Source organism: Azospirillum sp. A23 (assembly GCF_042938965.1).
In the GTDB taxonomy this organism is placed as follows: Bacteria; Pseudomonadota; Alphaproteobacteria; order Azospirillales; family Azospirillaceae; genus Azospirillum; species Azospirillum melinis.
Genome location: NZ_CP170666.1, coordinates 1,010,901 through 1,035,368 on the forward strand (window position 1 = coordinate 1,010,901; position 24,468 = coordinate 1,035,368).

Genomic DNA, 24,468 nt, shown 5'->3' on the forward strand with positions numbered 1-24,468 from the left:
TCCGAACGCGGCCCGGATCAGGCCGCTGAGTTCTGCGTCAGCAGGGTGGTCAGCCAGCGGAAATTGGCACCGTTGCCGGTCTGGATGGCGCTTTCCACCACCTGCATCGCGGTCGCGGGGTCCTGCGGGTCGGGCACCGGGGATGCGGGGTCCATGCCGGCCCCGCCCTGCCCGTCCTCCTGCGCGAACAGGGTGACGGCGCCGACGCCGAGGCGCACGGAGGGCTGGGCGTTCGGCACCACTCCCGTGCCGCCGGCACCGGAGGCGTCGCCCTCCCCGACCCCGTTCAGGGTTTCCAGCATCGCTGCGAACTGGCCGGCCAGCGCACCCGCCTGCCTGGACGCGGACGTCCCTTTGCGCTCCAGGACGTCTTCCGCCCTGATGCGCATGGCTTGCGTGGCCTCGCTGTTGGCCATCATCGACATGGGACGATCCCCGGCGGTTTGTGGCGAACCGCAGGAGCACACGCAAAAATCACGCCATCAACACAACCGGCGATTCACAAGGGCCGGCACCGCCCCTGCGACGATTTGACCGGCAAAAATTTCCCAGCCGCCCGGCAGAAGATTCCCAGCCGCCCGGCAAGGCTTGCCGGGCCGGGGCTGGTCTGACGGCTCCCTCAGTCGCGGAAGTTCTGGTACTGCAACGGCTGCTCGATGCCCATCCGCTTGACCAGGGCGATGGCGTCCTGCAGGTCGTCGCGCTTCTTGCCCGTCACCCGCAGCTCGTCGCCCTGGATCGAGACCTGGACCTTCATCTTGCTGTCCTTGATCCCTTTGACGATGGTCTTCGCCAGATCCTGCGCGATTCCCTGCTTGATCGTCACGGTGTGGCGCAGGGCATCGCCCGCGGCGCGCTGCGGCTGCGCGGTGAAGTCCAGCGCCGCGGCATCGAGCTTGCGGCGGGTCACATAGACGCGCAGCAGTTCCTGCATCTGCGCCAGCTTCGGCGCGTCGTCGGCCAGCAGAACGATCTCGTTCTCGGTCCGCTCCACCGTGCATTTGGAGCCCTTGAAGTCGAACCGGGTTTCGATCTCGCGGCGGACACCGGCGAGGGCGTTGTCGATCTCGTGGACGTCCGTCTCGGACACGATGTCGAACGACGGCATGGCGGCACTCTCCCTGATAGGACTGCTGAGAAACGAATCGGGCCAACCGTAAAGAAGACGGCCGCCGCACTCAACAGCCGCTTTGCCCCCTGTGTTTCAGCGTTAGGCGTTTCAGCGTTGGACGTTTCAGCGCCGGGCGCTTCACCGGACGGGCGGATGGAACGGCAGGGCGATTTCCCGCAGCTCCTTGCCCGGCAGCAACAGGGTCGCCACCGCCCGGTCCGGCTCGAACCGCCAACTGCGGGTGTCCTTCAGGTCGGGGCCATCGCACTCCGCCGCCAGATCGGGCCCGAGCGCCGTCCGGCAGGCGGAGATCGCAGCAGCCAGCCAGGAGCCGGTGCCGAACATCTGCGCCGGTGTCGGCACCTGCCTGCGCGCAAGATCGACCGTCAGCGCCGCCGCATAGCGAAAGCCGTTGCCCTGCACCCCCTCGCCGAGGAACTGGACCGACAGCAGACCGGGGGCGGTGACATAAACATCCGCGCTCAGCGCCAGTTCCGCCTCGATCCCCTCCGGCAGGTCGGCCGAGCTTTCGCGGAACGAGCCGGTTTCGCCCTCGACGAAATGGCGCACCGTCTCGTTGAAGAAGGCGGCTCCGGGCGTGGCCGGGTCGGCGATCTCCGGCCGCTCGGCCCGGATATGGAGGCGGCTGCCCGGCTTCCCTTCGGTCTGCCGAACCATGCGCAGCCGTTCGCCGTGCGCCGCATCGGCGGCACTGAGCGCCGGTGTCGAACAGATCAGCCTTTCCTCCGCCGCCCCTTTTCCGGCGCGGGCCTGAGCGCAGTCGAAGCTGGCCGCGGCAGCCGGAGCGGCAAGGCCGAACAGGACCGGCAGGCAGAAGGCGGCAAGGCGGCGGAGGGCCATGGTGCGGACTCCATCGCAGGGAGAGGCCGCATCAGTGGAGCAAAGATAGCCCGGCCGCCGCAAGGGAGGCCGGGCTAATCGTCAGCGCAATCCGTCAGCGCAATCCGTCAGGGCAAGTGTCCTGCCGCCGGTCAGTCCATCTGTTCGGCGTAGTGACAGGCCACCAGCCGCTCGTCGACGGTGCGCAGCGGCGGAACCTCCGCGGAGCAGCGCTCGGTGGCGAAGGGGCAGCGCTTGTGGAAGGAGCAACCGGGCGGCGGGTTCAGCGGCGACGGCAGCTCGCCCTTCGGCACCACACGGTCGAGGCGGAGATCCGGGTTCACCCGCGGCGTCGCCGCCAGCAGGATGCGGGTGTAGGGATGGCGCGGACGGCTGAACACCACGTCCTTGGCGCCATGCTCCACCGGCTTGCCCAGATACATCACCATCAGCGAGTCAGCGATGTGGCGCACCACGCTGAGATCGTGGGAGATGAACAGGTAGGCGAGGTTCAGCTCTTCCTGCAGATCCATCATCAGGTTCAGCACCTGCGCCTGGATCGACACGTCGAGCGCCGACACCGGCTCGTCGGCGACGACGACGCGCGGGCTCAGCATCAGCGCGCGGGCGATGGCGATGCGCTGGCGCTGGCCGCCGGAGAACATGTGCGGATAGCGGTCGACCTGATCGGGGCGCAGGCCCACCTTCCCCATCATGGCAACCGCGCGGTCGCGCCGCTCGTGCTTGTCCATGGCGGTGTTGATGACCAGCGGCTCGGTCAGGATGGAGCCGACCGTCTTGCGCGGGTTCAGCGAGCCGTAGGGATTCTGGAAGACCATCTGCACCGTGCGGCGCAGTTCCTTCATCTCCGCGGCACTGCGCCCGACGACCTCGCGGCCGTCATAGAGCAGTTCGCCCGAGCTGGGCGGCTCGATCATGGTGACGGAACGGGCCAGCGTCGACTTGCCGCAGCCCGACTCGCCGACCACCGCCAGCGTCTTGCCGGCCTGGAGGCGGAAGGACACGCCGTCCAGCGCCTTCACCGTCGCCATCGGCTTGAAGGCGCCGCGCTTGACCGCATAGTGCTTGCGCAGGTCGCGGGCTTCCAGCACGACCGAATTGCCGGCCGAGGCCTCGAAGATGTGGGGTCCGTTCTGGGGTTCGGTCTCGATGCTCATCACAGCGCCTCCCCGGCGGCGAGATCGCCGTCCGGCAGCGGGTAGAAACAGCGCGCGCGCCCGTCGTCCACATCGAACAGCGCCGGGCGTTCGGCACGGCAACGCGCGTCGGCAAAGCGGCAGCGTGGGCTGAACAGGCAGCCGGCCGGCCGGTCGGAGATTCCCGGCACCATGCCGGGAATCGTCGGCAGCCGGCGCTTGCCGAGCGCCCGCTCCGGCAGCGCATCCAGCAGGGCGCCGGTGTAGGGGTGGCGCGGCCGTTCGAACAGGGACTGGACCGGGCGCGTTTCCGCCACCTGGCCGGCATACATGACGACGACGCGCTGGGCCGTCTCCGCCACCACGCCCATGTCGTGGGTGATCAGGATCAGCGCCATGCCGCGTTCGCGCTGGAGCTGGACCAGCAGGTCGAGGATCTGCTTCTGGATGGTGACGTCCAGCGCCGTCGTCGGCTCGTCCGCCACCAGCAGGCGCGGGTTGCAGGCGATGGCGATGGCGATCATCACGCGCTGGTTCATGCCGCCCGACAGCTGGTGCGGGAAGGCCGCCAGGCGGGTTTCCGGCGCCGGGATGCCGACCTGCTCCAGCAGCGCGATGGCGCGGTTGCGCAGCGCCTTGCCGGACAGCCCCTCATGCACGCGCAGGGTCTCCATGATCTGGAAACCGACGGTGAAGCAGGGGTTCAGGCTGGTCATCGGCTCCTGGAAGACCATGGCGACGTCCTTGCCGGTGATCTTCCGGCGCTGGGCGGCGGGCATGGTCAGCAGGTCCCGGCCGCCGAACATCATCCGGTCGGCGACGACGCGGCCGTTGGAGCCGAGAAGCCCCATCACCGCCAGCGACGTGACGGACTTGCCGGAGCCGGATTCGCCGACGATGCCGACGACCTCGCCTTCGTCCACGGTCAGGTCGATGCCATCCACCGCGCGGAAGGTGCCGGCGCGGGTGGTGAACTCGACCGACAGGTTCTTGATGTCGAGAAGAGGCATGAGGTCAACGCTTCAGCTTGGGGTCGAGCGCGTCGCGAAGACCGTCGCCCAACAGATTGAAGGCCAGCACCGTCACCAGGATGGCGATGCCGGGCCAGGTCACGACCCAGGGGGCGCGCTGGAGGAACTGGAGCGAGGAGGCCAGCATGGTGCCCCATTCCGGCGTCGGCGGCTGCGCGCCGAGACCGAGGAAGCCCAGCGCCGCGGCGTCGAGAATGGCGGTGGAGAAGCCCAGCGTCGCCTGCACGATCAGCGGGGCGACGCAGTTGGGCAGAACCACGATCAGCATCAGGCGCAGCGGCCCGGCCCCGGCAACGCGCGAGGCGACGACATAGTCCTTGTTCACCTCGGCCAGCACGGCGGCGCGGGTCAGGCGGGCATAGTGCGGGATCACCACCACCGACACCGCCAGCATGGCGTTCACCAGCCCCGGCCCGAGGATGGCGGCCACCACCACCGCCAGCAGCAGGGACGGCAGCGCCAGCAGGATGTCCATGGCGCGCATGATCAGCACGTCGGCCATGCCGCCGAAGAAGCCGGCGACCAGCCCCAGCCCCAGCCCGACGGCCAGCGACAGGGTGACGACGATCAGGCCGATCATCATCGACAGCCGCGCGCCGTACATCAGGCGGGACATCATGTCGCGGCCGATGTCGTCGGTGCCCAGGATGTAGCTCCAGCTTCCGCCCTCCTGCCAGACCGGCGGGGTCAGGATGGCGTCGCGGTACTGGATGTCGGGATTGTGCGGGGCGATGACCCCGGCGAAGATGGCGATCAGCGCGATCAGCGCGATCACCACCAGACCGCCGAGCGCGCCCTTGTTCTGCTTGAAGTGATACCAGAACTCGGTCAGCGGGTGCGGCGGGCGCGACACGGCGATCGGTTCCGGGACGGCGGGCTCTGGATTGGTCGAGAGTTCAGCGGACATGGATTGGCCTCACCGCGCGTGACGGATGCGGGGGTTGAGGACGCCGTAAAGCACGTCCACCAGCAGATTGACCAGAATCACCGAGGTGGCGATCAGCAGGACGCCGCCCTGCAGGGCCGGATAGTCGCGGCGGTTGATCGATTCGATCAGCCATTTGCCGACGCCCGGCCAGGAGAAGATGGTCTCGGTCAGGATGGCGCCGCCCAGCAGCGTGCCGACCTGCAAGCCGATGACGGTCACCACCGGGATCAGCGCGTTGCGCAGCGCATGCATGCCGATGACCCTGCCGCTGTCCAGACCCTTGGCGCGGGCGGTGCGAATGTAATCCTCGCCCAGCACCTCCAGCATGGCCGAGCGCGTCATGCGCGCCACCACGGCCAGCGGCACGGTGCCGAGCACGATGGTCGGCAGGATCAGGTGCGACAGAGCCGAGCGGAACGCCTCGTAATCGCCGGCCATCAGCGTGTCGATCAGCATGAAGCCGGTCACCGGCTCCACGTAATAGACCAGATCCAGGCGCCCCGAAACCGGGGTCCAGCCCAGTGCGACCGAGAAGAACAGGATCAGCAGCAGGCCCCACCAGAAGATCGGCATGGAATAACCGGTCAGGCTGGCGCCCATCACGCCGTGGTCGAACAGCGACCCGCGCTTGACCGCCGCCAGGATGCCGGCCGGCAGGCCCACCAGCGTCGCGAACAGCATGGCGCACAGCGCCAGTTCGAGCGTCGCCGGGAACAGGGTGATGAATTCGCTCAGCACCGAATTGTGGGTGACCAGCGAGAGACCGAAATCACCGGACAGCACGTTGCCGACATAATCGAGGAACTGTTGCCAGAGCGATTGGTCGAGACCCAGTTCATGGCGGAGGGCGGCCAGCCGTTCGGGCGCGATACCCCGTTCGCCGACGCGCACCTCGATGGGGTCGCCGGGAACCAGCCGGATCAGGATGAAGGTCAGAAAGGTGATGCCGAGAAAAGTCGGAATCACCAAGCTTACCCGCGTCAGGATGAAGCGAAGCATCGACGGGTACTCGTTTTTTAAAACTACGGTGAAAACTGGAACGGAGCGCTGACTTGGCAACGCCCCGTTCCATCAGGGGCACCTGCCCCCACTCCGGCCCGCCCCCGCTTGCGCAGGTACGGGAATAGCCTTGGTTTCAAAGGATCGGAGGCGCGGAAATCCACGCCTCCGATCCCATACTCTCCTCGTCGCACCCCCTTTTTGCGGGGACGCGTCGCGCATCACTTCAGGTCGACGCCTTCGAAGCGATGGACGCCGAACGGGTCCATCTTGTAGCCGACGACGTTCTTGGCGAGACCCATGTAAACCACCGAATGGGCGATGGTGTACCACGGGGCCTCTTCCTTGAAGATGACCTGCGCCTGCTCGTACAGCTTGGTGCGCGCGGCGATGTCGGTGGTGCGCTTGGCCTGGACGACGAGGTCGTCGAACTCCTTGTTGCACCACTTCGACAGGTTGTTGCCGCCCGGACGCGCAGCCTCGCAACCCAGCAGGGTGTAGAGGAAGTTGTCCGGATCGCCGTTGTCGCCGGTCCAGCCGAGCATGCCCATCTGGTGCTCGCCCTGCTGCATCCGCTTGCGGTACTCACCCCACTCGTACTGCACGATCTTCGCCTTGATGCCGACCTTGGCCAGATCGGCCTGCATCATCTCGGCGACGCGCTTGGCGTTGGGGTTGTACGGGCGCTGCACCGGCATCGCCCACAGGTCGGTCTCGAAGCCGTTGGGATAACCCGCGTCGGCGAGCAGCTTCTTGGCGCGCTCGACGTCGTAGGGATAATCCTCGATGGCGTCGTTGTACGACCACATGGTCGGCGGAATCGGGTTCTTGGCCGGGACGCCGGCGGCCTGATAGACCGCGGCGACGGTCGCCTTCTTGTCGAGCGCCATGCTGACGGCGCGGCGGACGCGCACGTCGTCGAACGGCTTCTTCGTCACGTTGAAGGAGACGTAACCGACGTTCAGGCCTTCCTGCTCCTGAACGACGATGGAGGTGTCCTTCTTCATGCCGTCGATGTCGGCCGGATTCGGATACGGCATGATCTGGCATTCGTTGGCCTTCAGCTTGGCCAGACGAACCGCCGCATCGGGCGTGATCGCGAAGACGAGGTTGTCGAGCGGCTGCTTGCCGCCCCAATACTGCTCGAACGCCTTGTACCGGATGACGGCGTCCTTCTGGTAGGCGACGAACTGGAAGGGACCGGTGCCGACCGGAACCTGGTCCAGCTTCTCCGGCGTGCCCTTCTTCAGCAGCATCGCACCGTATTCGGCCGACATGATCGGGGCGAACGGCATGGCGAGGTTGGCCAGGAACGGCGCCTCGACCGCGTTCAGCGTGAACTTGACCGTCAGGTCGTCAACCTTCTCGATCGACTTCAACAGCTTGGGCATCGCCATGTCGTTGAAGTAATCGTAGGCGCCGCCGGAGATCTTGTGGAAGGGATGATCCGGCTTCCACTGGCGCTCGAACGAGAAGATCACGTCGTCGGCGTTGGCGTCGCGGGTCGGCTTGAAATCGCCGACACTGTGCCACTTGGCACCGGCACGCAGCTTGAAGGTGTAGACCAGCCCATCGTCGGAGATGGTCCAGGATTCCGCCAGGCCGGGAACGACCTTGGTGCCGCCATGCTCGAACTGGACGAGATTGTTGTAGACCGGAAGGGCAACGTCGAAGCTGGTGCCGGTCGTGTTCAACATGGGGTTGAAGTTTTCGGGGCTACCCTCGGAGCAATAAACAAGGGTCTTCGCCGCCTGGGCCGGCGCCGACAGCGCCAGCGCCGCGGCCATACCAAGCCCGGCACCCAGCAGGATGCGCTTCATTCGTCTTGCCTCCCGATTCCGATTGGAGCGTATGGAAATTTGCCAGAACGCCTTTGGAAATGCGTCGCCATTTGGCGCGTGCCCAAGGCGCCTGTCAACGCCTACATGCATACGTGGCTATACCGTGGCGCAGAGCACAATTCGTGGCGCCAATACGTCCGTATGGATACATTTTCGCCCCCGAAAACGAAACAGTTGCAAAGCCAACCATCCGGTTGACCGAACCGGCAGCTTCCTACCCCGGCGAATCAGGCCTACCGGGTGTGCCGCCGGGGAAATGCTCGCAGCCGATGGAGGCGGTCGGCTGCCATGCGCACCCGCCGTGAAGTCCGGCGGCGAACCCCATGCTAGGCTGGGTTGCACCTGTTATGAAACCATTTTTCGGATACCGGTCCGGCATGCCCTTTCCGCTTCTGCCGTCCTCCCTGCGGTCTGGACCGCTGGCCGCCTACAGCCTCTACATCGTCGGGTCCGCGCTGCTGGCCTCCAACCCCGTGGTCGGGCGGGCGGCGGCGCATGTGGTGCCGCCGATCGGGCTGGCCTTCTGGCGCTGGCTGATCGCCTTCCTGATCGTGCTGCCCTTCGCCCTGCCGGGCCTGCTGGCCCACCGCGGCCAGTTGAAGGCGCAATGGCGGCGCTATCTGCTGCTGGGCGTGCTGGGTCAGGGGATTTCGGGGGCCATCGTCTATTACGGGCTGGAGCGGACCAGCGCCACCAACGCCAGCCTGATCTATGCCACCAGCCCGGCGATGATCCTGGCGCTGGCCGCGGTCTGGCTGGGCGACGCCATCCGTCCGCGGCAGATCCTCGGCATCCTGCTGGCGATGGCCGGCGTGCTGGTGATCCTGACCCGCGGCGACCTGGAGGCTTTGCGGCACCTGTCCTTCAATGGCGGCGACCTGCTGGTGCTGACCGGGGCGGTGTCCTGGTCGGTCTACACCATCCTGCTGCGGCAATCGGGCACACCCCTGCCGGTGGTCACCGCCTTCGCCGCCAATGCGCTGGCCGGCGTGCTGGTGCTGGCGCCCTTCTATGCGTGGGAGACGGTGGCGGTGCGGCCGGTCCCCTTTTCCGTCTCCACCGTCCTGTCGATCGTCGCCGTGGCGCTGTTCGCCTCGGTGCTGGCGCTGCTCGCCTATCAGAAGACCATCGTGATGATGGGTGCGGCCCGCGCCTCCACCGCGCTGTACGTGTCGCCGCTGTGGGCGGCGCTGGCCTCCTGGGCGATGCTGTCCGAGCCGTTGCAGGGCTTCCATCTGATGGGCGTGCTTCTGGTGCTGCCCGGCGTGATGCTCGCCACCCTGCAAGCCCGCAAGCCGGCGGCGGAACCGGCGGGCAAAGCGGCCTGAGCGGCATGCCAGCCGGTATCGCTTGCCGGTATCGCTTGATCGCCACGGGCCGCCCTCCCATCTTGGCCGGACCTTCGCCACCCGCATCCGTCCGGCCATGACCGATACCGCACCCACCCCCTTGCTGCTCTGCGCCGACGATTACGGGCTGGCGCCCGGCGTCAACGCCGCCATCCGCGACCTGATCGCCCAGGGCCGGCTGACCGCCACTTCGGTCATGAGCCTCTGCCCGCACTGGCGCAGCGGGGCGGATGCGTTGCGCGCGTTGAAGGACAAGGCCGACGTCGGGCTGCATTTCACCCTGACCGACCAGCCGCCGCTGGGGCCGATGCCGACGCTGGCGCCGGACGGACGGCTGCCGCCGCTGGGACGGCTGATGGGCTGGGCCTATCGCGGGAAGCTGAACAGCCCGGCGGCAAAGGCGGAAATCCGTGACGAACTGTCGCGCCAGATCGCCGCCTTCGCCGACGCCTGGGGTGCCCCGCCCGACTATATCGACGGCCACCAGCACATCCACCAGCTGCCGGTCGTCCGCGATGCGGTGGCGGAGGCGCTGGCTTCCCTGCCCGGCGCTTATGTCCGCCTGTGCGGCGAGCCGGTGACGGCGGTGCTGCGCCGGGGCGTGGCGGTGCCGAAGACGCTGCTGATCGGCGGGCTGGGCGGCGGGCTGAGGCGCATGGTGCGGGACCGCGGCATCCCGGCCAACGACCGCTTCGCCGGTGTCTACGACTTTGCCGGCAGCCGCCCCTTCGCCGACCTGATGTCCCGTTTTCTGGACGGGATCGGCGGCCGGACGCTGGTGATGGTCCACCCCGGCCTGCCCGACGAGGAATTGCGCCGCGTCGACACGCTGGTCGAGCTGCGACGCGCCGAATACGACTATCTGCGCGGGCCGGAGTTCGTCGCCCTGCTGGAGGCGCGCAACATCCGGCTGACCCGCTTCGCCGGCTTCTCCCGGTAGAAGCGCTACTCCGCCTCGTCCGGCTGCCAGGCGCGGCGGCGCAGCTTGAAGCGCTGGACCTTGCCGGTTTCCGTCCGCGGCAGGGCGTCGAGGAATTCCACCGCGCGGGGGTATTTGTAGGGCGCGATGTGCTCCTTGACGAAGCTTTGCAGCTCCTCCGCCAGACGCTCGTCGGGACGGACGTCGTCGCGCAGGACGACGAAGGCCTTGGGAATGGTTCCGCGCACGGGGTCGGGCGCGGCGATCACCGCGCACTCCTGCACCGCATCGTGGCTCAGCAGGATGTTCTCGACCTCCAGCCCGGAGATCTTGTATCCGGCTGAGACGATCAGGTCGTCGGTGCGGGCGTGGTACCAGAAGAAGCCGTCCTCATCGACGTGGAAGGCGTCGCCGGTCAGGTTCCAGCCCTGCTGGACATAGCTTTCCTGCCGCGGATCGTCGAGATAGAGGCAGCCGGTCGCACCGCGCACCGCCAGCCGGCCGACCTGACCGGGGGGAAGCCGGCGGAACTGGTCGTCCACCACCATCGCCTCATAGCCCGGCACCGGCTTGCCGGTGGAGCCCGGCCGCACATTGCCGGGCACGGCATGCAGCACCGCGTTCAGCAGCTCGGTGGTGCCCAGGCTGTCGAGGATCTCCAGGCCGGTGGCGTCGCGCCAGCCCTCGAAGGTCTGCTGCGGCAGCGGCTCTCCGGCCGAGATGCACAGGCGCAGGCCGGACAGCCCCTTCGCCAGCGCCGGGTCGGCGGCCATGCGGCCGATCATGCCGCGATAGACGGTCGGCACGGTGAACATCACCGTCGCCTTGTGACGAGTGGCGGCCTCGATCAGCCGGTCGGCGGTCCCGCGCTCCAGCAGGATCACCGAGGCGCCGATGCGCAGCGGGAACAGCAGCAGCCCGCCCAGCCCGTAGGCGAAGGCCAGCGTCGGCGAGCCGCAGAAGACATCCTCGGCCGTCGTCCCCAACACGGAGCGCGGCGACAGGTCGGAGATCGCCAGCAGATGGCGGTGCAAATGGGCGGCGGCCTTCGGCGTGCCGGTGGTGCCGGAGGTGAAGGCGATCAGCGCGACATCGTCCTGCGCCGTGTCGGCGGCCTCGAAGCCCGGCGGCTTGGTGGCGATGCGGTGTTCCAGCTCGCCGTCGCGGAAGCCGACGATGCGCAGCGACGGCAGCGCCGCCTCTTCCAGATCGTCGAGGAAATGCGTGTCGCACAGCGCCATGTCGATGGAGGCACGCTTCAGCACGTCGGCCAGCTCGGGCGCGCGCAGCAGCGGCATGGTCGGCACCAGCACCCCGCCGGCCTTGATCACCGCCAGCCAGCAGGCGGCCAGCATCGGCGTGTTGGGGCCGCGCAGCAGGACGCGGTTGCCGGTGACCATCCCGTAATCCTCGGTCAGGACGCGGGCGATGCGGTCGACGGTATCGCGCATCCGGCCATAGCTCCAGACCTCGCCATCGCCGCCGATCAGGCAGGGACGTCCGTCCCAGCCGCGCTCGCGCCAGCCGTCGATCAGGACGGATACGGCGTTAAGGCGCTGCGGGTACTGGAGTTCGGGACGGTCGAGGATCAGGTCGGGGCGCTGCGACGGCGCCGGCAGCCGGTCACGGGTGAAGCTGTCCAAATGTCCGGATGGCATCATGCGCTGCGTCATCTCCCCCCGTTGCAGGGCGGGAAGAACGGGGCCGGCGTGATCGGTGGGCGGACCCGGCCGCCACACGCGCGGTTCAGACACGGCCATGCCATCGGCCGGCGCGAATGCGCATCCCTTCATGGGCAATGCTCCATCTCCCCCCGCAGAGGACGCATGAACACGCCTCCGTCTTATCTTTTATGATCCGACTATAGTGCCAGGGGGAGCAAGTGAGCCATGCAACGAACGAATGGTGGGTGCACCATCAATCGCCATTCGTGCCGGGACAAGTGACTGAAAAGGCCGGTTTTTCGTTGGTAAGACGCATGATTTGGAACGAAAGTACGGGTCGGCGTACCGATCGTCAGCCGTTCTGCAGGTAAAGATCGATCTCGCCCTGCTCCATCACGTGGGCGGTGCCGTGGATGATGCCGTTGGCGATCTGGATGATGCGGTGGATCATCGCGACGGAGGTCTGGCAGTCCATCCGCAGCTTGTCGGGATCGCCGCTGTCGATGTCGGTGCCGATCCGCTCCAGCGTGTGGGCGATCACCTGATGGGCCTGGGCGATGGTGTCCTCGAAAGGACGGAGGAACTTGGACGGCACATGGCCGTAGGCCTCGATCGCCAGTTCCTTGTCGGAAAAGCCGCTGTCGCGGAAATGCTCGGCATAGCTCTTGGGCTGCCAGATGCGGCATTCCTCCAGCATGTCCGGCATGTCCGGGATCATCTCGATCAGCATCACGATTTCGTTGAAGTGATTGAGATAGTCGGTCGCCAGCAGCGTCTTCTCGGAAATGTTCGTGCCGCGCACGCGCTCCCGCCACCGGGCGAAGTCGGCCAGCTCATCCGGCGAAATGCCATCCATCAGGGACCGATCCAACTCTTGGTCTTCCATGCACAAACCCGGACCCGATGCGGCAGCCCACGCGATACCCCGGCCGACAAGTCCGCCGGCCTTGAAACGGCAGGGCGCGCCCAAAGACGCCATGCCCCAACCGTGTGCCGATGTCCTTAACGTTGGATTAAACGCGTTGCAAGTGCCGGCTTGTGAAAGTCCCCGATTGACAGAAGCGAAGCGGCGACATGGCCGTTATCTTGACAGATAAAAGTTCGCCGCCGGCGCCACCCGCGTGATGTCGCGGCGGCGCCCGGCGGCGATTAGGATTGGCGGTTCAGGGAGGAATCACACCATGCCAAGTCCAACACCGCCGCTGACGGTTGGTTCCCGAGCAGGACAGTCGGCGATTCGAATCGCTGCCTTGGCCGAAAAGAAAAACGCGCCGGCCTGGGGGTTGGCCGGCGCGCACGAGGATCGGGAACACTCGCCTCGCCCTCGCACGGCAGCGGAAAGACCGATGCTGGAGGGCAAAGACAGAGTAGGCTTGTAAGCCTTTCCGAACGGTTAAGTCCGCCCCTCCGGCATCCCTTATGCCATGCCGGTCATAGGCCGCCCGCAAGGCCCGGCGGGCGGCATCCGGCCTTGCTTCATATTATGCATACTGAGTAATCCGTTGTCGGTATCTCGAATAAATCTTTCGGGTTCACTCCCGTTAGGCCGCGGACTGCGCCATATGAACTCCACCGCTGCAGCTCGGGATGAGTCAGTCTGCTGATCGAAGCAGCGGCGATGGCGTCGTGATCTTCGGCAGGGCCGCCTAGGCGGTCCGGTCGCCGGATTTCAGCGCCGGACATGCGGACCGGGAACAGGCGCCCGGGAGAGATCGAGTTGCACCGGCCGTATCCGGGGTTTCGGAAACGGCACATCGGGTGGATGCCAGGAACACGCGCCGCAGAAAGGCACGGGGAGAGAGATGGAGCAGTACACCGGTCACTTCATGCAGCATTTGCCCTACCTGCGCCGCTACGCCCGCGCGCTGACCGGGACGAACGGGCGGGGGGACGCCTTGGTGACCCGCACCCTGGAATGGTACCTGGAGGCGGACGAGGCGGAGAGCGGCCGTGGCGACGACACGTCGCGCGGCACACTCTATCGCCATCTGCACAAACTGCAGGACGAGGACGGCTCGCCCCCGGCGGTCGCGCCCTATCATCCGGTGGAATCGGCGCTGATGACGCTGGCGGAGACCGACCGGCGGCTCTACCTGCTGGTCAACCTGGAGGATCTGCCGGTCGGCGAAGCCGCCGCCGTTCTGGGCCTTGCCCCGGAAGACGCGGTGGAACGGCTGACCCACGCCCGCGAGCGCGTCCGTGCCCGGCTGACCGCCACCATCCTGATCGTCGAGGACGACGCCATCATCGCCTACGATCTGGCGGAGACGGTGCGCGGCATGGGTCACATCGTCTGCGGCAACGCGGCGACGATGGACGAGGCGCTGTCGCTGGCGGCCGAGCACCGGCCGACGCTGGCCCTGATGGACATCCGGCTGGCCGACGGCGACAACGGGCTGGAAGTGGCGCGCGAGCTGCGGGCCCGCCGGTTCCTGCCGGTGATCTTCGTCACCGCCTTCCCGGACGATCTGGCCAAGCACGGGCTGGAGCATCTGGGCCCGGTGATTCCGAAGCCCTTCACCCGCGACCAGATCGAACAGGCGATCACGCGGGCCGTGTTCATGCCGCAGCCGGAAGATGCCCGCGAGACGGCGCAGCCCCATTGAGGGGCGGCGCTGCTTCACTCGGGAGGTTTTAGCGGAAGACCACCGTCTTGTTGCCGTTCAGCAGCACACGATGCTCCACGTGGTAGCGGACGGCACGGGCCAGCACGATGTTCTCGATGTCACGCCCGATGGCCACCAGGTCGTCGGGCGTCATCGTATGGTCGACACGCTCCGCCTCCTGCTCGATGATCGGGCCTTCGTCGAGGTTGGACGTGACATAGTGCGCGGTGGCGCCGATCAGCTTCACGCCGCGGGCATGGGCCTGATGGTAGGGCTTGGCGCCCTTGAAGCTGGGCAGGAAGCTGTGGTGGATGTTGATCACCCGACCGGCCATCCGCTCGCACAGCGCGCCGGACAGCACCTGCATGTAGCGAGCGAGCACCACGAGGTCGATTTTCTCCTCGTCGACGATCTCCAGCAGGCGGGCTTCCTGCTGCGCCTTGTTGTCGGAGCCGACCGGCAGATGGTGGAACGGGATATTGTGCCACGCCGCCAGCTGATAGAAATCGCGGTGGTTGGAGACGATGGCCGGAATCTCGATCGGCAGATAGCCGGTGCGGTAGCGGTACAGCAGGTCGTTCAGGCAGTGGCCGAACTTCGACACCATGATCAGCACGCGCGGGCGGCGCCGGGCGTCGTGGATCTTCCAGGTCATGCCGAAGCGCTCGGCCACCTGCGCCGCGAAGTCGGCCTCCAGCAGCGCCTTGCCGGGCCCGGCCGGGTTGCCGTTGAAGCTGACGCGCATGAAGAACAGCCCGGAGATGCGGTCGCCGAACTGCGCGCTGTCGATGATGTTGCAGCTCCGCTCCGCCAGGAAGCCGGACACCGCGAAGACGATGCCGACGGTGTCGGGGCAGGAAACGGTGAGGATATAGTCGGAGCCGGTCTCAGACATCGCGCGTCCACCATGACGTAACAGCAAGAAAAGGGGGAAGCTTCCCTAGCACGAACGCCGCGATGTTGCACCCGCTTCATGAGCGACTGTGCACATGGCTGTGCCGTCCGGCGCGATTGTCCCCGATGCCGGACAGTCCACGCCGCTCTGGCATCGGCCGGCCGGCGGTGCGACAATCGGCGACGGCGGCCGGACCGGCCGGCGGAGGAAGACGGAGTCACCCATGGCATCCGGCGGCAAGATCATCGGTGAATACACCAAGGGCAAGGTCGACAAGCTGATGACGGCGGATGCCGCCGACAGCAGCCGCAGCCAGCGCATCCGCCATTTCCTGGAAAACATGGACGCCGCGATCCTGGAGGCCAACTGCGAGGTCATCGGACGCGAATTGCCGAACCTCAACCGCGACTCCTTCCTGCGCATGGCGGTGCGGGTGGCGGATCTGCGCGCCGACTATATCCGTGCCGGCCTGAAGATGTCGGAGTCCCGGCATCCGGACGCTGCCGCCGTCGCGGACCTCGCCCGCCTGCGCGCGGCCTACGAGCAGATGCTGGCGGTGTACGAGGCCGCGGAGCGGGTGATCGAACGCGGATACGCCAAGCTGGGATGAGGCGCTAACTTACAGGTTAGATTGCGTCGACGCCGAGCCCGTCCCAGATCGGCCGTCATCCCCGCGAAGGCGGGGATCCAGAGTTTTCCAAGCGACGCCAATGGGTAAGCCTGGATCCCCGCCTTCGCGGGGATGACGGAAAGCTCCAGTGGTTTCAAAGGCTTAGCGTCGCTTGAAGACCCTGTGCAGACCATAGCCGGGAAGAGGGGCATCCCCGGAAACAAAAATCCCCTTCCCCGCGATCCTGCGGAGAAGGGGGCGCGACCCATCGGTCACGAAAATTCAGTGGCGACCCACCCAAAAGACCCCGGTCGGCCAAAGCCGACGGCCGGGGTCAAACGTCGTGGAAATGTTCCAACTCACGACGCAGGCTGGTGGCCTCCTGTTGCAGGCCGACGATCCGGCGGACGTCAGGACTCTGCTGCTGTTCCTCGCGTTCGAGCTTGTCCTCGATATCGCGCTGCTCTTGCCGGATGATGTTGAACAGTGCTTTCCTCAACATCGACACCTCCCGAGCTGATCGCTAAAATTTTAGCGCTTTTTCAATTCGCCATCAAGCAACCAATGACCTCTGTCGAATCCTCGGCACGTCAAGTCTGCCCCGGTTACCGAATGCCCACAAATATTCAGAAACGGTAATCTGGCCGGCCTTGACAATACTTTTGCGCCGCCGCATTGGTTAATGATTCAGGCTAGATGAACGGATGGCACGGCTTGGGGCCGATGCCTTTCCTCCTTTGCAGCACGGTATTTTTGGCCATGGATCGACGACAGCTGCTTGGGCTCGGACTCAGCAAGCTTTGGTTAACCGCCTTCGGCGGCGCCGGTCTGGCGCTGGCCCAGCCTTTGGGTTCGGGCAGCGCCGAGGCGTCAGGCCGACGGCCCGACCGCAAACCGGCCAGCGGCACTTCGTCGCGGTCGCGGCTTGTGATGCTCGATCCCGGCCATGGCGGCAACGATCCCGGCGCCATCGGCACCCGCGGCACTTTCGAGAAGGAGGTGACGCTGGACATCGCGCGCGACGTGGCGCGCATCCTGGCCGAGCGGCATGGCGTCGCCGTCAGGCTGACGCGGCGCGACGACCGCTTCCTGGCGCTGGACGACCGGGTTGCGCTGACGCGCGAGGCCGGGGCCGACCTGTTCGTGTCGATCCACGCCGACAGCGCCCCCAATGCCGATGCCCGCGGCCTGTCCGCCTACATCCTGTCGGAAAAGGCATCGGACTCCTTCGCCTCCCGCCTCGCCCAGCAGGAGAACCAGGCCGACCGCTTCGGCAAGCCGGGGGCGGTCGGCGGCGGCCGGATCGTCAAGGACATCCTGATGGACCTGACGGCGCGCCACACCCGCCATGCCTCGCTGGCCGCCCGCCAGATTCTGGTGGAGGGGGCGGGCAAGGAGTTGCGCCTGCTCGAAAACCCGATGCGCGCGGCCAATTTCGCGGTGCTGAAGGCGCCGGACGTGCCGTCGGTGCTGGTGGAAACCGGTTTCCTCTCCAACCCCAGGGACGAGGAAATCCTGCGCGACGCGACCGCCCGGCGGGTGGTTTCCCGCGTCCTGGCCCGTGAAATCGCCGGCGTGCTTTCCAGCCCAGCTTTCGCCTGATTTCACACCGAAACTGCATGAGGCGCTGCGGCCGATTTTCTGCCGCGGCCGCTCCTTCGCAATCGCAGCGACTGCAACATCCGTGCATCACATCGGGACAAAGTGACGATGACTGGTGAAAGCCTCGAATTTCCCCATTGCAAAGACCGTTCCGCCGTGACTTTTTCCGGCCGCACGCCGATTCCGCCCGGCGCTGGCCATGCAGGCGAAAGGAGGCACACTGTGACGGGTTCGAGCCGCCTTTGGACAGTCTTCGCACTCGCCTGCACCGCCGGTGTTTCGCTGGCCGGCTGCGGGCCGCTGGTGCTGGGCGCCGCGGGCGGGACCGCCGTCGTGGCGACGCAGGAGCGCGGCTTCGGCGGCTTCGTCAGCGACACCGAGATCCGCGCCCGCATCAATTCGCTGTGGCTGCAGCATTCCATCGACCTGACCAACCGCATCGGGCTGACCGTCGATCAGGGCCGCGTGCTGCTGACCGGCCGCGCCGCCGACGCGCAGATGCGGCTCGACGCGGTGCGCCTCGCCTGGCAGGCGCAGGGCGTGAAGGAAGTCATCAACGAAATCCAGATCGACAACGGGTCCAGCATCGTGGACACCGCGCGCGACACCTGGATTTCGACCCAGATCCGCAGCCGCATCACGTTCGATGCGGATATTCATAGCCAGAACTACAGCATCGATACCGTCGATGGCGTTGTCTATCTGATGGGTGTCGCCAGCTCGCAGGAAGAGCTGGACCGCGCGCTCCAGCACGCCCGTTCGGTGCCCAACGTCCAACGCGTCGTCAGCTACGTCCGTCTGCTCCCAAACCCAAACATCCAGGGTTGAACCCCGACCGCCATGGCCTCCGCCCTATCCCGTGTCCTCGCCGTTCTCCGCACCGCCGCCGTCGCCGCAGCCCTGAGCCTGCCGGCGGTGTTCGCGGCCGGTCCCGTTCCGGCGCAGGACGCGGTGGCACTGGACAATGTGGCGCAGGATGGGGCGAAACAGACCGTGCTGGCGCAGGATCAGGACGGCGGCGGGGCGGACAACCCGGCCGCCGGCACCCCCGGCCCGGCCAACCGCCTGTTCGTCCAGGCCTTGCAGCTGATCCGGCAGGCCGACAACACCTATGACGTCGCCGAGGAGGGCCGCCTGCTGAAGGAGGCGGACAAGCTGTTCAACGACATCGTGACGAAGTATCCCGACAGCCCGCTGGCGGTGCAACTCGTCACCAACCAGTTCGTCGGCGATTTCGATTTCTACGAATTCCGCTCGCGCATCCGTGCGCTGGTCTGCAACGATGCGCTGAACAGCCTGTGCTTCCTCCACCGCATCGGCGAGATGCTGCCGCCGGTGGAGACGCCGATCAACGCGGCGCGCTGGGACTGGCTGTCGCTGGCCGTCGCCTACCAGCAGTTGGGCGACGTCGGCCGCGCCAAGGAGATCATGGCGCCCTTCGTCAGCGCGGTCCGCCGCGGCGGCGTCGCCGACAGCTCCGGCCAGGATCTGTTCGTCGCCCGCGCCCTGTCGCTGATGGGGCAGACGCCGCTGGCGCTCGACATCACCCGGCAGATCAACGACTGCTCGACCCGCATCTACAACCTCGCCGACATCGCCAAGGCGGCGGCGTGGCGTGGCGACGGCGGCCTGACCAACGCGCTGGCCGACGAGGCCAAGAGCTATGCCTCCAGCCACAATTGCGCCTGGGAGCTGGGGCTGGTCGCCCAGACGCTGCTGCGCGCCGGCAAGGAGGCGCAGGCCCGCACCCTGTTCCTGAACACGGTCGAGACGCAGTTCTCGAAGTTCAAGGAAACCCGCGGCGACTGCTGCCCGCCGGAACTGGCGGTGGCGGCAGCCGACATCGGCGAGCCGAAGCTGGCGCTGGGCCTGCTCAGCACCGTGCAGGACGAAAACCCGTGGACCATCCCGGCGGTGCTGGGGCGGCTCGCCAAGCGCGGCGAGGCGGGCATGGCTGTCGCCTACGCCGATCAGGTGGCGGACATCGACACCCGCGGCGAGGCTTTTGCAGAGCTGATCGAAGCAGCGATGAAGCGCGGCGAGCCGGCCGTCGCCAACGATCTGATGAACCGCCTGAACAAGCTGGTGGACGAGGCCGCCGGCCGCCGCCCCGGCCTGCTGGCGCAACGGGCCAAGGCGGAGAAGGTCTTCTACAACGACGACCGCTGGCGCCGGACCTTCCAGCTGGCGATCAACGCGGCGGAGAAGGCCAGCAACTTCGTCCGCCGCGACATCGGCGCCCCGCTGCTGGCCGCGCTGGTCCGCATCGAGACCGGGCTGCCGATGCTGGATTGACCTGAAGAGAGTTTCAGTTCACCCCACCGCCAGCACCAGCTTGCCGACATGCTGGTTGCTCTCCATCAGCCGGTGGGCGTCGGCGGCGTTGGCAAGCGGGAAGACCTCGTGGACGACTGGCTTGACCTTGCCGGCGGCCACCAACGGCCAGACGCGGGCTTTCAGCTGCTCAGCCACCGCCTGCTTGTAGGCGACCGGGCGGGCGCGCAGGGTCGAACCGGTCAGCACCAGCCGCTTGGTCATCACCGGGAAGAAGTTCACATTGGCCGTCGCCCCGCGAACGAAGCCGATGCAGACATAGCGGCCCTCGACCGCCAGCGCGTCGATGCTGCGGGCGACGTAATCGCCGCCAACGATGTCCAGCACCACATTGACGCCGGCCCCGCCGGTCGCCTCCCTGACCACAGCGACGAAATCCTCCTCGGCATAGTCGATGGCGCGTTCGGCGCCGAGCCGGACACAGGCGGCGCATTTCTCGGCGCCGCGGGCGGTGGCGAAAACCCGAGCGCCAAAGGCGGCCCCCAGCTGGATCGCCGTGGTGCCGATGCCCGACGTGCCGCCATGGACCAGCAGCGCCTCGCCGGGCTGGAGCGCGCCGCGCTCGAACACGTTCGACCAGACGGTGAAGAAGGTCTCCGGCAGGGCCGCCGCCTCGGCCATCGACAGGCCGTCGGGGATCGGCAGGCACTGCGCCGCCGGCACGACACAGAACTCGGCATAGCCGCCGCCGGCCAGCAGGGCGCAGACGGGATCGCCGATGCGCCAGCCCTCCACTCCCTCGCCCAGCGCATCGACGGTGCCGGCGACCTCCAGGCCGGGGATGTCGGTGATGCCCGGCGGCGGGTTGTACTTGCCGAGCCGCTGGAGCACGTCCGGCCGGTTGACGCCGGCTGCCTGGACGGCGATGCGGATCTCACCGGGCGCCGGATCGGGAACCGGGCGGCGCGCCGGGACCAGCACCTCCGGCTTGCCGGGCTGGCTCACCTCGATTGCCGTCATCTGTCTGGATTCTGCCATGCGGATCGCTCCCCTGCCCTGTTCTGGTGATAGGTCTGGGGGCACTGTGTCGTTGCGGCGGACGGCCAGTCCACGCGGCGATGGATCCGATTTCGCCCTGCGGAAAAGTCAAAAAAATGGCCGTGCTGCACACAGCACGGCCAGTCTCCGAGAGAAGCGCGAACATGCAAAACAACACATCCGCCCGATGAGAAAGGAACGCCTTTCCCGAGACAGACAATCGCACGGGCAACGCCGATTTTCCCGAGAAAAAAGACGCTTTTCCATTCCGTGGAAACGGTTTTTTTCTCAAGAAAAAGGGCCGCATCCCGTGAGGAATGCGGCCCGAAGTGCGCCAGGGAGGAATGCCAACGTGCACCACCTGCCGTCAGCTCTTGGCGTTCTTTTGCTTTATGCGTCTCTTTGTCCCTTGTGGGGAACGGGTCAGTTGGGAACCGGCACGCGGCCGCCCAACTCCTGCGTCACCGCCGCGGCGGCGCGCTTGACCATTTCGCCCAGGGCGCGCAGCCGCGCGTCCTCGATGCGCCGGCTGGAGCCGGACAGCGACAGGGCGCCCATCACACGGGAATTCTCGTCGAAGATCGGAGCGGCGACACAGCGCAGGCCGGACACCCGCTCCTCCTGGTCCAGGGCATAGCCGCGGGTGCGGACCAGCGTCAGGTCGCGGTACAGCGCCGGCAGCGACGACAGGGTGCTGCGGGTGAACTGGCGCATGCCGCGCTGGGTCACGATGGTCTGCACCTTGGTCTCGGGCATGCCGGCCAAGAGCGCCTTGCCGACGGCGGAGCAGTGCAGCAGCGTGCGGTCGGTCTGCGGCACCGCGACCTGGGCGGCGCGGGGGCCGCCGACGCGGGCCAGATAGAGCGCCTCGCCATTCTCCTCGACCGCCAGATTGACGATCTCGCTGCTCTCCTCCATCAGGCGGCGCATGCGGGGACGGGCGACATCGACCAGATTGCGGGTCTTCAGGAAATTGGCGCCGGTCATGTAGGCCTGGACGCCGACCACCCAGCCGCGCGCGCTCTGGTCGAAGCGCACATAGCGCTCGTACTGCAGGGTCGTCAGCAGGCGGTGGGTGGTGGAGGGCGACAGGTTCGCGGCCTCCGACAGCTCGGTCAACGTCATCGGACCGTCGTTGGAGCCGAGGATCGTCAGGATGTTCAGCGCGCGGCACAGCGACTGGACCACCTGGCCGCGCTCGGCCTTGGCCTCCTTGCCGTTGTCGTTCTTCACCCGCGGCGTCTCGATGATCGCGGTCTTGATGATGGCCGCGGCGCCCTCGCTGGGGTCGTCGTGGATGATGCGGCGGGCCAGGATGCTGTTTTGGGCTTGCGCTTTCATGTCCCATCTCCCTCGGGGTCCGGCGCGTTGGTTGCGCCTGTCTGTTGCGGCTGATGGCGTGAGTGACAGAAGGCTTGGCTAAGGCCGCGGGACCGTCGCGGACGGCGGTCCCGCGGGGGAACGATCAACCTTTGAAAATCGCCTGCATGGTGGAGCCCAGGCTGGCGGGGCTGTCGGCGACGGCGATGCCGACCGACTTCATGAAGTCGATCTTGAAGTCGGCGGTGTCGTTGCCGCCGGAGATCACCGCGCCGGCATGGCCCATGCGGCGTCCCGGAGGAGCCGTGCGGCCGGCGATGAAGCCGACGACCGGCTTCTTGGTGCCCGAGGCCTTGATGAACTCGGCGCCGCGGACTTCGGCGTCGCCGCCGATCTCGCCGATCATGATGATGCCCTCGGTCTCCGGGTCCTTCACGAACAGCTCCAGGCTGTCGACGAAGTTGGTGCCGTTGACCGGGTCGCCGCCGATGCCGATGCAGGTGGTCTGGCCCAGACCGGCCGCCGTGGTCTGCGCCACCGCCTCATAGGTCAGCGTGCCGGAGCGCGAGACGATGCCGATCTTGCCGCGCTTGTGGATGTGGCCCGGCATGATGCCGATCTTGCACTCGTCCGGCGTGATGATGCCGGGGCAGTTCGGGCCGATCAGGCGGGTGGCGGAACCGGCCAGCGCGCGCTTGACGCGGACCATGTCCAGCACCGGGATGCCCTCGGTGATGCAGACCACCAGCGGGATCTCGGCGTCGATGGCTTCCAGGATCGCGTCCGCGGCAAACGGCGGCGGCACGTAGATCACGGAGGCGTTGGCGCCCGTCTTCTCGACCGCCTCGGCGACGGTGTCGAAGATCGGCAGGTCGAGGTGCTTGGCCCCGCCTTTACCCGGCGTGACGCCGCCGACCATCTTGGTGCCGTAGGCGATGGCCTGTTCGGAGTGGAAGGTGCCCTGGGCTCCGGTGAAGCCCTGGCAGATCACCTTCGTGTTCTTATCGACGAGAACAGCCATGTTACGCGGCCTCCTTCTTCACGGCGGCGACGATCTTCTTGGCTGCGTCGTCCAGATTGTCGGCGGACAGGATCGGCAGGCCGGATTCGGCCAGGATCTTCTTGCCGAGCGCCACGTTGGTGCCTTCCAGGCGCACCACCAGCGGAACATGCAGCTTCACGTCGCGGGCCGCGGCGACCACGCCTTCGGCGATCACGTCGCAGCGCATGATGCCGCCGAAGATGTTGACCAGGATGCCTTCGACCGCGCTGTCGGACAGGATCAGCTTGAAGGCCGCGGTGACGCGCTCCTTGGTGGCGCCGCCGCCGACGTCGAGGAAGTTGGCCGGCTCGGCACCGTACAGCTTGATGATGTCCATGGTGGCCATCGCCAGACCGGCGCCGTTGACCATGCAGCCGATGTTGCCGTCGAGCTTGACGTAGTTCAGCTCGTGCTTGGCAGCTTCGATCTCCGCCGGGTCCTCTTCCGCCTCGTCGCGCAGGGCGGCGACGTCCTTGTGACGGAACAGCGCGTTGTCGTCGAAGCTCATCTTGGCGTCGAGCGCCAGGATGTCGCCCGAGCCGGTGACGATCAGCGGGTTGATCTCGACGATGGCGCAGTCCAGATCCACGAAGGCCTTGTAGGCGGCCTGGATGAACTTGGCGGCGGCGCCGACCTGCTTGCCTTCCAGCCCCAGCGCGAAGGCGACCTTGCGGGTGTGGTAGCCCTGGATGCCGGTGGCCGGGTCGACCGCGACCTTGACGATCTTCTCCGGCGTGTTGTGGGCGACCTCTTCGATCTCCATGCCGCCTTCGGTCGAGGCGATGATGGTGACGCGGCCAGTTCCACGGTCGGTCAGCAGGCCGAGATACAGCTCGCGCTTGATGTCAGCGCCTTCCTCGACATAGAGGCGCTTGACCTCCTTGCCGGCCGGGCCGGTCTGCTTGGTCACGAGGACGCGATTGAGCATCTCGGCGGCGTTGGAGGCGACCTCCTCGACCGACTTGACGACGCGGACGCCGCCCTTGCCGCCCGGATTGTCCTGGAACCGGCCGGCGCCGCGGCCACCGGCATGGATCTGCGACTTCACCACCCAGACCGGACCGCCGAGTTCGCGGGCGACCGATGCAGCCTCTTCCGGGGTGAAGGCCACGCCGCCGCGCGGAACGGCGACGCCGTACCCCCGCAGCAGATCCTTGGCCTGATATTCGTGAATGTTCATGGTTTTCGTCTCTGTCCCAGTCGGGAATTGTCTTTTGGAGACCGCGGAGAGCCGGAAATTCT

23 protein-coding genes are annotated in these 24,468 nt (G+C 66.9%); 7 read left to right on the plus strand and 16 right to left on the minus strand.

Annotation, left to right across the window (positions count from 1 at the left end; genetic code table 11):
* Positions 1 to 17 precede the first annotated feature (17 nt).
* The 8 genes from ABNQ40_RS13485 to ABNQ40_RS13520 all read right to left on the minus strand — a co-directional run bounded on the left by ABNQ40_RS13485 (position 18) and on the right by ABNQ40_RS13520 (position 7,886).
* A complete protein-coding gene (locus tag ABNQ40_RS13485; RefSeq protein ID WP_109050121.1) occupies positions 18 to 425 on the minus strand; it encodes a hypothetical protein in 408 nt (135 codons plus the stop codon).
* Positions 426 to 619: 194 nt separating this feature from the next.
* Positions 620 to 1,108, minus strand: coding sequence for a YajQ family cyclic di-GMP-binding protein (locus ABNQ40_RS13490; RefSeq protein ID WP_109050120.1), 489 nt, complete (start codon positions 1,106 to 1,108; stop codon positions 620 to 622).
* 141 nt (positions 1,109 to 1,249) lie between these two features.
* Positions 1,250 to 1,972, minus strand: a complete 723-nt coding sequence (locus ABNQ40_RS13495; RefSeq protein ID WP_109050119.1) for a hypothetical protein — start codon at positions 1,970 to 1,972, stop codon at positions 1,250 to 1,252.
* A gap of 131 nt (positions 1,973 to 2,103) precedes the next feature.
* On the minus strand, positions 2,104 to 3,129 hold the full coding sequence (locus ABNQ40_RS13500) for a peptide ABC transporter ATP-binding protein (RefSeq protein ID WP_247879816.1): 1,026 nt from the start codon (positions 3,127 to 3,129) through the stop codon (positions 2,104 to 2,106).
* Positions 3,129 to 4,118, minus strand: a complete 990-nt coding sequence (locus ABNQ40_RS13505; RefSeq protein ID WP_109050118.1) for an ABC transporter ATP-binding protein — start codon at positions 4,116 to 4,118, stop codon at positions 3,129 to 3,131. The genes ABNQ40_RS13500 and ABNQ40_RS13505 overlap by 1 nt, the downstream gene beginning before the upstream one ends.
* Before the next feature lie 4 nt (positions 4,119 to 4,122).
* Entirely contained in the window at positions 4,123 to 5,046 is a 924-nt protein-coding gene (locus tag ABNQ40_RS13510; protein ID WP_109050117.1) for an ABC transporter permease subunit, read from the minus strand.
* Positions 5,047 to 5,055: 9 nt separating this feature from the next.
* Positions 5,056 to 6,066 (minus strand): ABC transporter permease subunit, encoded by a 1,011-nt coding sequence (locus tag ABNQ40_RS13515; RefSeq protein WP_109050116.1) that lies wholly within the window; start codon positions 6,064 to 6,066, stop codon positions 5,056 to 5,058.
* A 221-nt stretch (positions 6,067 to 6,287) separates the two neighbouring features.
* Complete coding sequence (locus tag ABNQ40_RS13520) at positions 6,288 to 7,886, minus strand: ABC transporter substrate-binding protein (protein WP_109050115.1); 1,599 nt, start codon at positions 7,884 to 7,886, stop codon at positions 6,288 to 6,290.
* A gap of 398 nt (positions 7,887 to 8,284) precedes the next feature.
* Here ABNQ40_RS13520 and ABNQ40_RS13525 point away from each other — a divergent pair, with 398 nt between their 5' ends.
* Positions 8,285 to 9,235: a DMT family transporter gene (locus tag ABNQ40_RS13525; protein WP_247879815.1), complete on the plus strand. Its 951-nt coding sequence runs from the start codon at positions 8,285 to 8,287 to the stop codon at positions 9,233 to 9,235.
* A gap of 97 nt (positions 9,236 to 9,332) precedes the next feature.
* Positions 9,333 to 10,196, plus strand: a complete 864-nt coding sequence (locus ABNQ40_RS13530) for a ChbG/HpnK family deacetylase (protein ID WP_109490957.1) — start codon at positions 9,333 to 9,335, stop codon at positions 10,194 to 10,196.
* 5 nt (positions 10,197 to 10,201) lie between these two features.
* Here the strand turns inward: ABNQ40_RS13530 and ABNQ40_RS13535 are convergent, their stop codons facing one another.
* Positions 10,202 to 11,836: an AMP-binding protein gene (locus ABNQ40_RS13535; RefSeq protein ID WP_109490956.1), complete on the minus strand. Its 1,635-nt coding sequence runs from the start codon at positions 11,834 to 11,836 to the stop codon at positions 10,202 to 10,204.
* Between the two features lie 355 nt (positions 11,837 to 12,191).
* Positions 12,192 to 12,695, minus strand: a complete 504-nt coding sequence (locus ABNQ40_RS13540; RefSeq protein ID WP_109050113.1) for a hypothetical protein — start codon at positions 12,693 to 12,695, stop codon at positions 12,192 to 12,194.
* Between the two features lie 946 nt (positions 12,696 to 13,641).
* Between ABNQ40_RS13540 and ABNQ40_RS13545 the strand changes: the two genes are divergently transcribed.
* The gene (locus tag ABNQ40_RS13545; RefSeq protein ID WP_109050112.1) at positions 13,642 to 14,445 is read left to right on the plus strand and encodes a response regulator; all 804 of its coding nucleotides are present in this window, start codon (positions 13,642 to 13,644) and stop codon (positions 14,443 to 14,445) included.
* Positions 14,446 to 14,473: 28 nt separating this feature from the next.
* Here the strand turns inward: ABNQ40_RS13545 and purU are convergent, their stop codons facing one another.
* Positions 14,474 to 15,340: a formyltetrahydrofolate deformylase gene (gene purU, locus ABNQ40_RS13550; protein ID WP_109050111.1), complete on the minus strand. Its 867-nt coding sequence runs from the start codon at positions 15,338 to 15,340 to the stop codon at positions 14,474 to 14,476.
* A 223-nt stretch (positions 15,341 to 15,563) separates the two neighbouring features.
* Between purU and ABNQ40_RS13555 the strand changes: the two genes are divergently transcribed.
* Complete coding sequence (locus ABNQ40_RS13555; RefSeq protein ID WP_109050110.1) at positions 15,564 to 15,950, plus strand: hypothetical protein; 387 nt, start codon at positions 15,564 to 15,566, stop codon at positions 15,948 to 15,950.
* A gap of 334 nt (positions 15,951 to 16,284) precedes the next feature.
* Here ABNQ40_RS13555 and ABNQ40_RS13560 read toward each other — a convergent pair whose 3' ends face one another.
* The gene (locus ABNQ40_RS13560; RefSeq protein ID WP_199235334.1) at positions 16,285 to 16,452 is read right to left on the minus strand and encodes a hypothetical protein; all 168 of its coding nucleotides are present in this window, start codon (positions 16,450 to 16,452) and stop codon (positions 16,285 to 16,287) included.
* A gap of 257 nt (positions 16,453 to 16,709) precedes the next feature.
* On the opposite strand from ABNQ40_RS13560, the gene ABNQ40_RS13565 reads away from it, so the two are divergent.
* From ABNQ40_RS13565 to ABNQ40_RS13575, 3 genes are all read left to right on the plus strand, one after another.
* The gene (locus ABNQ40_RS13565) at positions 16,710 to 17,552 is read left to right on the plus strand and encodes an N-acetylmuramoyl-L-alanine amidase (protein WP_109050108.1); all 843 of its coding nucleotides are present in this window, start codon (positions 16,710 to 16,712) and stop codon (positions 17,550 to 17,552) included.
* 108 nt (positions 17,553 to 17,660) lie between these two features.
* A complete protein-coding gene (locus ABNQ40_RS13570) occupies positions 17,661 to 18,380 on the plus strand; it encodes a BON domain-containing protein (RefSeq protein ID WP_391346859.1) in 720 nt (239 codons plus the stop codon).
* A gap of 12 nt (positions 18,381 to 18,392) precedes the next feature.
* Complete coding sequence (locus tag ABNQ40_RS13575) at positions 18,393 to 19,847, plus strand: hypothetical protein (protein ID WP_391346862.1); 1,455 nt, start codon at positions 18,393 to 18,395, stop codon at positions 19,845 to 19,847.
* A gap of 18 nt (positions 19,848 to 19,865) precedes the next feature.
* Here ABNQ40_RS13575 and ABNQ40_RS13580 read toward each other — a convergent pair whose 3' ends face one another.
* The 4 genes from ABNQ40_RS13580 to sucC form a co-directional block, all read right to left on the minus strand.
* Positions 19,866 to 20,864 (minus strand): NAD(P)H-quinone oxidoreductase, encoded by a 999-nt coding sequence (locus tag ABNQ40_RS13580; RefSeq protein ID WP_391346864.1) that lies wholly within the window; start codon positions 20,862 to 20,864, stop codon positions 19,866 to 19,868.
* Between the two features lie 423 nt (positions 20,865 to 21,287).
* Positions 21,288 to 22,205: an IclR family transcriptional regulator gene (locus ABNQ40_RS13585; RefSeq protein WP_109050104.1), complete on the minus strand. Its 918-nt coding sequence runs from the start codon at positions 22,203 to 22,205 to the stop codon at positions 21,288 to 21,290.
* 124 nt (positions 22,206 to 22,329) lie between these two features.
* Complete coding sequence (gene sucD / locus ABNQ40_RS13590) at positions 22,330 to 23,205, minus strand: succinate--CoA ligase subunit alpha (RefSeq protein ID WP_391346867.1); 876 nt, start codon at positions 23,203 to 23,205, stop codon at positions 22,330 to 22,332.
* Between the two features lies 1 nt (position 23,206).
* The gene (sucC, locus tag ABNQ40_RS13595; RefSeq protein WP_391346869.1) at positions 23,207 to 24,406 is read right to left on the minus strand and encodes an ADP-forming succinate--CoA ligase subunit beta; all 1,200 of its coding nucleotides are present in this window, start codon (positions 24,404 to 24,406) and stop codon (positions 23,207 to 23,209) included.
* Positions 24,407 to 24,468 lie beyond the last annotated feature (62 nt).

Excerpts from the sequence above, each read along its gene's own strand:
- ABNQ40_RS13505 (WP_109050118.1), bottom strand. The coding sequence starts at position 4,118 with ATGCCTCTTCTCGACATCAAGAACCTGTCGGTCGAGTTCACCACCCGC.
- sucD (WP_391346867.1), bottom strand. The coding sequence starts at position 23,205 with ATGGCTGTTCTCGTCGATAAGAACACGAAGGTGATCTGCCAGGGCTTC.
- ABNQ40_RS13565 (WP_109050108.1), top strand. The coding sequence starts at position 16,710 with ATGGATCGACGACAGCTGCTTGGGCTCGGACTCAGCAAGCTTTGGTTA.
- ABNQ40_RS13585 (WP_109050104.1), bottom strand. The coding sequence starts at position 22,205 with ATGAAAGCGCAAGCCCAAAACAGCATCCTGGCCCGCCGCATCATCCAC.
- ABNQ40_RS13520 (WP_109050115.1), bottom strand. The coding sequence starts at position 7,886 with ATGAAGCGCATCCTGCTGGGTGCCGGGCTTGGTATGGCCGCGGCGCTG.
- ABNQ40_RS13495 (WP_109050119.1), bottom strand. The coding sequence starts at position 1,972 with ATGGCCCTCCGCCGCCTTGCCGCCTTCTGCCTGCCGGTCCTGTTCGGC.
- ABNQ40_RS13485 (WP_109050121.1), bottom strand. The coding sequence starts at position 425 with ATGTCGATGATGGCCAACAGCGAGGCCACGCAAGCCATGCGCATCAGG.
- purU (WP_109050111.1), bottom strand. The coding sequence starts at position 15,340 with ATGTCTGAGACCGGCTCCGACTATATCCTCACCGTTTCCTGCCCCGAC.
- ABNQ40_RS13535 (WP_109490956.1), bottom strand. The coding sequence starts at position 11,836 with ATGATGCCATCCGGACATTTGGACAGCTTCACCCGTGACCGGCTGCCG.
- ABNQ40_RS13530 (WP_109490957.1), top strand. The coding sequence starts at position 9,333 with ATGACCGATACCGCACCCACCCCCTTGCTGCTCTGCGCCGACGATTAC.
- sucC (WP_391346869.1), bottom strand. The coding sequence starts at position 24,406 with ATGAACATTCACGAATATCAGGCCAAGGATCTGCTGCGGGGGTACGGC.
- ABNQ40_RS13560 (WP_199235334.1), bottom strand. The coding sequence starts at position 16,452 with ATGTTGAGGAAAGCACTGTTCAACATCATCCGGCAAGAGCAGCGCGAT.
- ABNQ40_RS13515 (WP_109050116.1), bottom strand. The coding sequence starts at position 6,066 with ATGCTTCGCTTCATCCTGACGCGGGTAAGCTTGGTGATTCCGACTTTT.
- ABNQ40_RS13575 (WP_391346862.1), top strand. The coding sequence starts at position 18,393 with ATGGCCTCCGCCCTATCCCGTGTCCTCGCCGTTCTCCGCACCGCCGCC.
- ABNQ40_RS13540 (WP_109050113.1), bottom strand. The coding sequence starts at position 12,695 with ATGGATGGCATTTCGCCGGATGAGCTGGCCGACTTCGCCCGGTGGCGG.
- ABNQ40_RS13525 (WP_247879815.1), top strand. The coding sequence starts at position 8,285 with ATGCCCTTTCCGCTTCTGCCGTCCTCCCTGCGGTCTGGACCGCTGGCC.
- ABNQ40_RS13500 (WP_247879816.1), bottom strand. The coding sequence starts at position 3,129 with ATGAGCATCGAGACCGAACCCCAGAACGGACCCCACATCTTCGAGGCC.
- ABNQ40_RS13555 (WP_109050110.1), top strand. The coding sequence starts at position 15,564 with ATGGCATCCGGCGGCAAGATCATCGGTGAATACACCAAGGGCAAGGTC.
- ABNQ40_RS13580 (WP_391346864.1), bottom strand. The coding sequence starts at position 20,864 with ATGGCAGAATCCAGACAGATGACGGCAATCGAGGTGAGCCAGCCCGGC.
- ABNQ40_RS13570 (WP_391346859.1), top strand. The coding sequence starts at position 17,661 with ATGACTGGTGAAAGCCTCGAATTTCCCCATTGCAAAGACCGTTCCGCC.
- ABNQ40_RS13490 (WP_109050120.1), bottom strand. The coding sequence starts at position 1,108 with ATGCCGTCGTTCGACATCGTGTCCGAGACGGACGTCCACGAGATCGAC.
- ABNQ40_RS13510 (WP_109050117.1), bottom strand. The coding sequence starts at position 5,046 with ATGTCCGCTGAACTCTCGACCAATCCAGAGCCCGCCGTCCCGGAACCG.
- ABNQ40_RS13545 (WP_109050112.1), top strand. The coding sequence starts at position 13,642 with ATGGAGCAGTACACCGGTCACTTCATGCAGCATTTGCCCTACCTGCGC.